Genomic DNA, 4,184 nt, shown 5'->3' on the forward strand with positions numbered 1-4,184 from the left:
GTGGACACCAACGCCAATGGCGACGCGGTGATCGTCTATGGCACCAGCGACATCGTCACTCTGGTCGGCATCCAGCCTGCCGCGGTATCGAGCGCTTGGTTCGTGACGCTCTGAACCGGCAATGGGGGGAGACTCAGGTCTCCCCCCGCTCGTCCCAGGCACCAGCCATCTTCCCATCGAGCGAACAGCAGACCAGCGGATGAGCAACATCATCTTGCTCAACTCAGGCAAGAATTGACTTCATGTGCGGTCCATTCGTACAGCTAACTCTCCAATCGCTTGGGGGAGCGCTGTCCGATGTCCATCCTGACGGGTACCAGTGGGAACGATACGATCATCGGTGGCTTGGCCGATGACGCGCTGTACGGTCTGGATGGCGATGATCGCCTCGATGGTGCCGGGGGCGCCGACAGCTTGTTCGGCGGGACCGGCAACGACACTCTGAGCGGCGGCCCAGCCGATGCGGTGGTTGGCGCCACCCTGGCCGGTGGCAGCGGCGACGACCTCTACCTGATCACCAACCCGCTCGACCAGATCGTCGAGGCGGCGGGAGACGGCACCGACGAGGTCCGCACCGACCTCGCCGCCTATACTCTGGCCGATGGGGTCGAGCACCTCACCTACACCGGCTCGGCCGCCTTCGCCGGCACTGGCAACGCCCTCGACAACCGCCTCACCGGTGGCGCCGGGGCCGACAGCCTGGTCGGCCTGGACGGCAACGACACGCTCGATGGTGGCCTGGGCGCCGACACCCTGGTCGGCGGGCTGGGTGACGACGTCTATCTCGTCGACGACAGCGGCGACGTCGTCATCGAACTGTCCGGCGAAGGGACCGACGAGGTCCGCACCACGCTCACCGCCTATACCCTCGGCGCCAACATCGAGTCGCTGACCTTCACCGGCACCGGCGCCTTCAGCGGCACCGGCAACGAGCTGGACAACCGCCTCCAGGGCGGAGCGGGCAACGACACCCTGGCCGGCGGGCTGGGTCTCGACACGCTGGTCGGTGGGGCCGGCAACGACGTCTACATCATCGACGATGCGGCCGATCTGGTGGTGGAGGCCGTCGGCGAGGGCATCGACGAGGTGCGGACCTCGCTGTCCGCCTTCACCCTGGCGGCCAATGTCGAGGTGCTGACCTACACCGGTACCGGCAGCTTCTCCGGCACCGGCAGCGCCGGCAACGACACCCTGCGCGGCGGGGCGGGCGACGACACGTTGGCGGGGGCTGCCGGCAACGACTGGCTCGATGGCGGTGCGGGGGCGGACAGCCTGATCGGCGGCAGCGGCAACGACACCTACATCGTCGACCAAGCCGGTGACCAGGTGGTCGAACTGGCCGGCGAAGGCAGCGACACGGTACGCAGCGCCATCGACTACACGCTGGGCGCCAATGTCGAGGCGCTGGTGCTGACCGGTGGCGCCCTCACCGGCACCGGCAACGACCTCGACAACAGCCTGACCGGCACGGCAGCGGACAATGTCCTGATCGGCCTGGACGGCAACGACACGCTGAACGGCGGGGCGGGGGCCGACACCCTGATCGGCGGGGCCGGAAACGACACCTATGTCATCGACAACATCGGCGATGTGCTGATCGAACTGCCGGGCGAGGGCATCGACACCGTGCAGAGCTCGATCAGCCACACCTTGCTGGCCGACTTCGAGAACCTGACGCTGACCGGCTCGGCCGCCATCTCCGGCACCGGCAACGCGGCCAACAATGCGATCACCGGCAATGGTGCCGCCAACCTGCTGACCGGTCTGGAGGGCGACGACACGCTGAACGGCGGCGGCGGGGCCGACACCCTCATCGGCGGCAGCGGCAACGACCTTTATGTCGTCGACAACGCGGGTGACGTGGTGGTCGAACTGGAGGGCGAGGGCACCGACACGGTCAGCGCCTCGGTCAGCTGGACCCTGGGCGCCAATGTCGAGAACCTGACGCTGACCGGCTCGGCGGCGATCAGCGCCACCGGCAACGAGCTGAACAACGTGCTGACCGGCAACAGCGGCGCCAACGTCCTGGACGGCGGGCTGGGCGCCGACAGCATGGCCGGCGGGGCCGGCAATGACGTCTACATTGTCGACGACACCGGCGACGTGGTGACGGAGCTGGCCGGCCAGGGCAGCGACGAGGTCCGCACCAGCCTGTCGGTCTACGCGCTGGGCGCCAATGTCGAGCTGCTGACCTACACCGGCAGTGGCCCGTTCACCGGCACTGGCAACGATCTGGCCAACCGTCTGGCCGGGGCCGGCGGTGATGACAGCCTGTCGGGGGGAGCGGGCAACGACACGCTGATTGGTGGAGCCGGGGCCGACACGCTGGACGGCGGAACGGGAACCGACACCGCCAGCTATGCGACGGCTGCGGCCGGCGTCGTGGTCGATCTGGCGGGCGGCGTCGGTACGGCGGGCGATGCAGCCGGCGACGTGCTGCTGTCGATCGAGAACCTGACCGGCTCGGGCTTCGCCGATACGCTGGCGGGCGATGCCGGGGCCAACCTTCTCGACGGCGGGGCGGGAGCCGACAGCCTGACGGGCGGGGCCGGCAATGACACCCTGATCGGCGGAGCCGGGTCCGACACGCTGGATGGCGGCTCGGGCAGCGACACCGCCAGCTACGCCGCCTCGGCCGCGGCGGTGGCGGTGGACCTCGCCAGCGGCAGCGGCACGGTGGGTGACGCCGCGGGCGACGTGCTGCTGTCGATCGAGCATCTGACCGGCGGGGCTGGCAACGACACACTGCGCGGTGACGGTGGCGCCAACCGGCTGGACGGCGGTGCCGGCAACGACGTGCTAGAGGGTCGGGGCGGCAACGACACGCTGGTCGGCGGGGCGGGCAGCGACACCGCGGTCTACTCCGGCAGCGTGCGCGACTATGTGGCGGCGAAGGTCGGCTCCGACTGGACGATCCAGGCGATGGCGTCTGGCGAGGGCACCGACACGCTGCAGGGGGTGGAGTGGGTGCAGTTCGCCGACGCGCTGCTGCGGCTGGACGCCAACAACGCGCCGCTGCTGCCGGGCAACCTGACGGCGGCCACCGATGAGGACGCGGCGGTGCTGTCGGTGGATTTGCTGCAAGGGGCCTTCGACTTCGAGGGCAGCCCGCTGTCGGTGACGGGGCTGAGCCAGACCGGCGGGCCGGCGGCGATGGTGAGCGTGAGCAATGGCGTGCTGGGGCTGGACCCGGCCCAGTTCGGCTGGCTGGCGGCGGGGCAGAGTGCCGCCCTGACCTTCGCCTATGCGGTGTCGGACGGCAGCGACGCGACGGCTCGGACGCTGACGGTGACGATTGCCGGACGCAACGATGCGCCGGTGGTGAGCGGACCGGTGGCTGCGGTGACCGACGAGGATGCAGCGGCGCTGGTGGTGACCCTGCTGCAGGGGGCGAGTGATCCGGACCAGGGCGAGGTGCTGTCGGTGACGGGCTTCAGCCAGATCGGCGGGCGGGCGGTGAGCGTGACGCGCAACGGCTCGGCGCTGACCATCGACCCGGCTCAGTTCAATGATCTGGCTGCGGGGGAAAGCGCCACGCTGACCTTCGGTTATGGTGTGACCGACGGCACCGCGACCACGGCCCACACGCTGAGCGTCACCGTGCAGGGCAAGAATGACGTACCAGTTGCAAATACAGACGCGTTTCAGACCACGCTTGGCAAAAAGCTGGTGATCTCACCATCTCGACTGCTTGCGAACGACCTTGACCCCGATGCGCATGACACGCTGACGGTTATGGGCGTGAGCAATGCCAATCACGGAACTGTGGAGTTCGATGGTCAAGGCAACATCATTTTCACCCCGGCCTTAGGTTTCAGTGGAACCGCTGGCTTTCAATACACCGTCTCTGATGGCAAAGGCGGAATAGCCATATCTACCGTTGGGGTTGAAGTGGTCGCTCCGCCTCCATTTGGCGGTATTGCCACCAGTTTGGGTGTGCAGGCACAAAGCAAGGTCGCGGGGGCTCTCCCTGGCGAATGGATCTTGATCGCCGCTCTTGCGAACGGCGGAAGTGTTATGGCGTGGTCGTCGCAATATCTCTACGCCGGCGCAGATGTGATGGCCCGGCGCTACGATGCGCAGGGCAATGCGGTCGGCGGCACCTTCACGGTCAACAGCACGACCACATACGACCAGGGGCGGCCTTTCATCACGGCGCTGAAGGACGGCGGCTTCGTGGTGAC

General features: G+C 68.0%; 1 protein-coding gene. It reads left to right on the forward strand.

Annotation, left to right across the window (positions count from 1 at the left end; all coding sequences use genetic code 11):
- Positions 1 to 297 precede the first annotated feature (297 nt).
- Positions 298 to 4,184, forward strand: a 3,887-nt coding sequence (locus FZ029_RS32660; protein ID WP_149274354.1) for a calcium-binding protein, incomplete at its 3' end; no start/stop codon positions are given.

Origin of the sequence: Azospirillum sp. Sh1, assembly GCF_008365135.1 — a bacterium.
In the GTDB taxonomy this organism is placed as follows: Bacteria; Pseudomonadota; Alphaproteobacteria; order Azospirillales; family Azospirillaceae; genus Azospirillum; species Azospirillum oryzae.